Source organism: Stenotrophomonas sp. PS02298, from assembly GCF_029959445.1.
Taxonomy (GTDB): Bacteria; Pseudomonadota; Gammaproteobacteria; order Xanthomonadales; family Xanthomonadaceae; genus Stenotrophomonas.
Genome location: NZ_JASCOR010000209.1, coordinates 1 through 6,208, shown reverse-complemented (window position 1 = coordinate 6,208; position 6,208 = coordinate 1). Strand labels below are relative to the sequence as shown.

4 protein-coding genes are annotated in these 6,208 nt (G+C 62.2%); 3 read left to right on the top strand and 1 reads right to left on the bottom strand.

All coding sequences use genetic code 11. The features are described from left to right. Positions 1-208: 208 nt before the first annotated feature. Positions 209-1,147 carry a VOC family protein gene (locus QMX78_RS19515; protein ID WP_282272702.1) on the top strand — a complete coding sequence of 313 codons (939 nt, stop codon included), beginning with the start codon at positions 209-211 and terminating at the stop codon, positions 1,145-1,147. A 45-nt stretch (positions 1,148-1,192) separates the two neighbouring features. Here the strand turns inward: QMX78_RS19515 and QMX78_RS19510 are convergent, their stop codons facing one another. Beyond that, positions 1,193-2,794 carry an alpha/beta hydrolase gene (locus QMX78_RS19510; RefSeq protein ID WP_282272700.1) on the bottom strand — a complete coding sequence of 534 codons (1,602 nt, stop codon included), beginning with the start codon at positions 2,792-2,794 and terminating at the stop codon, positions 1,193-1,195. A gap of 366 nt (positions 2,795-3,160) precedes the next feature. On the opposite strand from QMX78_RS19510, the gene QMX78_RS19505 reads away from it, so the two are divergent. Together QMX78_RS19505 and QMX78_RS19500 are read left to right on the top strand one after the other, a co-directional pair. Continuing rightward, positions 3,161-5,275, top strand: coding sequence for a TonB-dependent receptor (locus QMX78_RS19505; RefSeq protein WP_282272698.1), 2,115 nt, complete (start codon positions 3,161-3,163; stop codon positions 5,273-5,275). 99 nt (positions 5,276-5,374) lie between these two features. Continuing rightward, positions 5,375-6,037, top strand: a complete 663-nt coding sequence (locus tag QMX78_RS19500; RefSeq protein ID WP_282272697.1) for a hypothetical protein — start codon at positions 5,375-5,377, stop codon at positions 6,035-6,037. The last annotated feature ends 171 nt before the right edge of the window (positions 6,038-6,208 follow it).

The window sequence follows — 6,208 nt, the reverse complement described above, 5'->3', positions numbered from 1 at the left end:
ATGCTCGGCTGGAGCTTTACCGGTAAAGGCCCCTGCCGAGCATGGCTCGGCACTACATGTGAAGCCTTACCGGTAATGCCCCCTGCCGAGCATGGCTCGGCACGACACCTGCCCCCAACCAGACCAGCTCCACTGGACAATTTGTCCGGACATATTGCAGGATCGAAACAGGTATGACCTTTCCACGTTCCTGATCCAGGAGTCCGGCATGTTGTCCGAAGTGAAGGCAGTCACCCTTGGCGTAAGCGATCTGCAGCGAGCCTGCGCCTTCTATGAGAACGCACTTGGTTACCGTGTACAGGCACGCGGGGCGCTGCACGCCGGACTGGCGCCGCTATGGCGTTTCGATGCCACGCTGCGCGGCGAGTACGCCGTCATCGCGCCCGACGACTCGGGATTGGGGAGGATCCGACTGGTCGCCTTCGACGCACCCGGGCAGCAGCTGTGGAACGCCGACAACCTCTACAACGGCAGCGGCTACTACGCCCTCAACTTCCGCTGCGCGGATGCGCTGGCAACGATGCAGGCAATCACGGCTGCCGGCGGCAGCAGCGCGCATGAACCCAGCTATTGGGAAGTCAGCGAGCAGGTCGCGGTACGCGATTCAATCAATGATGACCCCGATGGCGTCCGCCTGGACGTGTTCTCCTACGAACGCGGCGGCGAGCTGCGTGGTCCGCTGGATACCGATGTCAGCGTGGTGCAGACCATTGCCCTGGCCACCCGCGATGTAGCGCGTTCGGTGGCCTTCTACAAGGCGCTTGGTTTTGAGGTGTTGTTCGACCGCGTGCTCGACTTCCCCGAGCTGCAGACACTGCTGGGCACGGACCGGCCGGTGCGCATACACAACGTCAACCTGATCAAGGACGGTCACATCGTGCCCGGCCGTGTGGAGATGTTCGCCTATCTCGACATGCAGCACCTGCCCGATGCACCGCTGCGCGATGTCGCGGTGCCGCCGAATATCGGCATCCTCTCGGCCACACTGCTCAGTGATGCGCTGGACGCCGATGTGGAGCGGCTGCAGCAACTGGGCGCGCAGTTGATCGCACGTGACGTCCTCGATGTGCCCGGCTTCGGGCATTGCGCCATCGCCACCTTGCTCGGCCCGGATGGTGAACAGCTGGAGCTGCTGCAACCGGCCTGATGCGTGCACAGCGCAGCCGCCCTGAAGCGGCTGCGCTGTATCGGCTCAGCGTGCTGCCAGCTGTGCCGTCAGCGCGGCGGTGCGCCCCTGATAGTCGTCCTGGGGATCGGCATGCAGCGTCATCGGCACCTGCAAGGCCAGTAGTTCGCGCTCGATGTCCGCCACCGCAACGCCGGCAAACAGCACCGGCAACTGCGAACCAAGCCGCAACAGCTCGACCACGTTTGCGTGCACCTGTGCGGTCTCCGGGCCCACTACCAACCTGCGCGCGGCTGCGCTGGGCGCCAACCACGGCCACAGCAGGTGGCGCTCACGCTCCCACTGCCAGACTTCCGCCATATGACCGCCGGCGGCGTGAACGGCAGGATCCGGCAACTGTGCGAGCAGGCGCTCGCACTCGCCAGCCCGCAGCAGCCACGGCTTGTGCAGCACCACCTCACTCAAACGCGTGCCCAACCATTCGGCCAGCGCGGGCACATACGCTGCCGCGCCTTCCTGTGCGTGCAATGCAATAGCCTGATCCGGCGCCAGATCGGCAATTACCGCACGCAACGCCGTCTGCATGGTCTCCGCGCTCAACGGTGCGCTGATCTCGGCCGAGCCCGCGTGGCCTGGCAGCTCGATGGCGATCTGGGTACGTGCATCCTCCGGCAACGCTGACACCGGCAACGGTGCCTGTCCCGGCGCATGGATATGCAGCACGGCATCTGCAGTGCCGCGTCGCAGTCGCACCGCCACCTCGCCAAGCGCGGTGTCGATGACACGCCGTGTCCAGCCCTGCAGCTCACGTGCGGACAATTCCACGGGCACGGCGGGCGGCACGGCGTATTGCTGCAGGATCGTGTCCATGCGCCCATGCAGGCCCTCCACGCCGCCGGGCTCTTCCACGCTGATCACGTTGTCCGGCAACACCGGCAGGCGCTGCCGATGGCTCAGCAGCACATCATCGGGCCGGTACACCAACCAGGCCGGGCAACGCAGCTCGCCAACGCGTTGGCGTTCGCTGTAGCGGAACGCAGCGCCATAGCCGCTGCGGTAGTTGTCGCCCACATCGAGGATGTCCATCGCCGCCTCGTGCGTGCCCTGCGCGCTATACGGCTGCAGTGCAATCGCGCACTCGGCGGACGGATCGCACCATGGGAAGAAGTACAGCTGCTCACGCATGCGCGACCACAGCCAGCGCAGGTGCGCGCCATCCCATGTCGGCAGGAATACCGGGAGGTACTTGTCGCTGTAGCGTGCGCGCTCGGCATCGTTGAACAACGCGTAGCCATCGATGATCAGGCAATGCAGGCGCTGTGGCGCCATCCACGCCAGATGCATGCCGATCAAGCCGCCGGTATGCATGCCGAACAGAGCAAAGCGCTCGATACCCAGCGCATCGGCAAACTCCAGGGTGGCTTCGGCGAAGCGATCGATGCCCGGTGAAGCATCCGCCAACGGATCGGAATAGCCAAAGCCCGGAGTATCGGGTGCGATCACCGTATAGCGATCGGCGAAGCGCCCGATCATCTGCAGCCACATGCGCGAGTTCTGTGGCGACTGATGCAGCAACAGCAGCACCGGCCCCTGCCCTGCATATCGGTAATGCACGGTGCGATCACCGATGCGGATGAACTGGCGACGGACGGACGTTGCGGTCTGCATGGGCGTAATCACGGTGGCCGATATGACTATTGTTATATCAATAAATCAATCAAGCCTGCGCACTGAGCTGTCAGCCAAAGCGCCGGTTTGCCGTGTGTGCGGCATTTGCAGCACACACGGGAAATGACCTATCGACCACACCTATAGGACAAATAGTCCTCCCCATTCATTTCTATAAAATTCTTTTATTTCAATAAGATGTCCTCATTTCCAGCATTCGGAAGCTGGCGTAAAAAACCTGCAATAGTCCTGTTGATTGTCCGGACAAATGGCGGAATACTCCTTAGGAAGCATTGATATATCTATATGTCCTTGCGTTCCCCCCACCCGACCGAGCTTTTCCTTCATCACGCTACGAGGCGAGTCATGAAAGATGTTCTGTACCGGAGTGCGTTAACAGTTGCGATCATGACGGCCATCGGCAGCGGCGACGCCTACGCCCAGTCGTCCGACAAGGATGCTGTGCAGCTTGACCAGGTCAGCGTGACCGCCCAGCGTCGCGAAGAACAGATCCAGAAGACCCCGCTCAGCATGAGCGTGATCAGTGGCCCGGCGCTGGATCGCATGCAGATCAAGCGCGTGGACGACATCAAGTTCACCACGCCCAACATCATCATCGAACAGAACACCGGCACCAGCTCCGGCGCCAAGATCATCATGCGCGGTGTCGGCGCCGATGAGTCGATGTTCACCAACGACCCGGCGGTGGCACTGTACATAGACGACGTCTACATCGCCCGCCAGAACGGCGCGATGTTCGACCTCTACGACGTGGACCGCATCGAAGTGCTGCGCGGCCCGCAGGGCACGCTGTACGGCCGCAACGCCACCGGCGGCGCCATCCGCTACATCTCGAAGAAGCCGACCGGTGAGGAGAAACTGAGCTTCGATGGCAGCATCGGCAACTTTGGCCGGTTCGATGGCCGCGCGATGTTCACCACCCGCATCGGCGAGACGCTCGACGTCTCGGCGGCGGTGTTGAGCCGCAATCGCGACGGCATCATGCATGACATCACCAACAACCGCTGGGTCAATGACCAGGACGTGCTGGCAGGGCGCCTGGCCTTCGCCAGCACCTGGGGCGAGTCGTCCTACGCGACGCTGAGCATCGATCGTCTGCGCGAACGTTCCACCCCGGCCTGGGGCACGCCGGTTGCGCTGGACACCACGACCGACACGGTCTCACCAAAGCTGGGCAGCTACTACAAGACCGAAACTGACACGCGCGGCCTCAACGATCTGGATCAGTTCGGCATTGCGCTGACCAACGAAACCGACTTCGGCGCATTCTCCTGGCGCAGCATCGCGCACTACCGCACCCTCGAGCACCATTTCTACATGGACGTCGATGGCACCAGCCAGATGCGTTACCACCTGGAACAGGACCAGAAGCAGAACCAGAAGGGCTATGAAGCACAGTTCACCTCGCAGCTGGACGGTCCCTTCAGCTGGGTGGCCGGTGTGTTCGCGTTCTGGGAACACAACAACCAGCCGACCCGCAACGACATCTTCACCCGTGGCGGTACCAACTTCGTCGAGCAGGACACCTCGGCCTATGCGCTGTATGCGCAGGGCGACTACAAGTTCAACGACAAGCTGACCTTGACCCTTGGCGGGCGCTACAGCTACGAGAACAAGGACTTTTCGGTGCGCTCGGTGAAGGCCAACGGCGATCCCAACTACAGCAAGGCGCTGGAGAAAAGCTGGAACCGGCCTGACTGGAAAGTGCTGCTATCCTATGACTTCAGCGACAACGTGATGGGCTACGCCAGCGTCACCACCGGCTTCAAGAGTGGCGGTTTCAACGGCCGCGGCACCACCTATGCCACGGTGACACCCGTCGACGCGGAGACGCTGCGTGCTTACGAAGTTGGTGTGAAATCCACGCTTTGGGACAACCGCCTGCGTTTGAACGCCGATTACTACCGGCTGGATTACGATGGCATCCAGTTGACTGCGGTCAACTCGGACGGCGTGTTCGTGATGACCAACGCCACCGGCGCACTGATCCAGGGCATTGAAGTCGAAGCGCAGGCGCAGCTGACCAGCAAGCTGCGCGTGGACGCCAGCATCGGCACCATCGACGGCGAGTACAAGGACTATGCGGCGGTCAATGCCGCCTACTTCAGAGGCCGCTCGATGAAGAGCTCGCCGGACATGCAGTGGACCCTGGCAGGTACCTACGTGCAGCCGGTTGGCAATGCCGACCTGGTGTTCAGTGCGCAGGCGCGGCACACCGATGAGTACTACCAGAACCAGGACACTTCGCGGTTGATCATGACCCGCGCCAACACCGAGTACAACGCACGCATCTCCTATGAGCCACGCGATGCCAACTGGTCGGTAGCGGCATGGGGCAAGAACCTCGGCGACAAGTTCTATTCCACCGGTGGCTTTGATATCGCCGGGCTGGGCATCGGCGTGATCTACCCGAACGTGCCGCGCACCTACGGGGTCGAGTTCAAGTACCGCTTCTGGTAAGCCTTCACTGCCTGCTGCGCCCATCGCTCCCAACCGGGAGCGATGTTTTTTGCGGATAACGATGCTCCCAACCGGGAGTGATGTCTTCTGGAGACCACGATGGACTATCAACTGCTGTTGCTGCTGCACCTTCTGATCGGCGGCTATTGGCTGGGCGGCGACCTGGGTGTGTTCTACATCGCTGGCAAGATCGCCGACCCTGCACAACCACTGCCGGTGCGGCTGTTCTCGGCCAAGGCGATGATGCTGCTGGACATGATCCCGCGTACCTGCCTGATCATGGCCCTGGGCACCGGCCTGACCATTGCCACCAAGGCCGGCCTGCTGCCCCTGGATGGCTGGTTGTGGCTGGTGTGGCTGGGCACGCTGGCGTGGCTGGGCCTGGCCTGGGCGGCCTTCATCAAGGAGCATTCGGCCAGCGGCCTGCGCATCGCACGCGTTGATTTCTACCTGCGCCTGCTGGTGCTGGTCGGCTGTGTTGCGGCCGGCATCGATGCGCTCAGCGACGGTGGCTATATCGCGCAGAGCCGCTGGTTGGGAGCCAAGCTCATCCTGTTCGCCGGCATCATCAGCATGGGCCTGCTGGTGCGCATCCAGCTGCGGCCGTTTGGCCCGTTGTTTGGCAAGGTGGTGACCGGCACCGCAAGCGATGCCGAGCAGCAGTCACTCAAGCAGCTGGTGGCGAGAGTGAAGATTCCGGTGCTGTGCATCTGGTTGATCATTCTGGTGATCATGGCGCTGGGCAAGCTCAAGCCATTCTGAGTTGCAATGCATGCTGTTAACAACAAAGGCCCGCGCAAGCGGGCCTTTGCTTTGACGACGTCGCACAGCCTTGCTTTTGTGGGAGCGGCGTAAGCCGCGAAGCAAGCACATCTTCAGACCGCCTGTATGCCGTGCGCTTCTGGAACATCAGCTTCGCGGCTTACGCCGCTC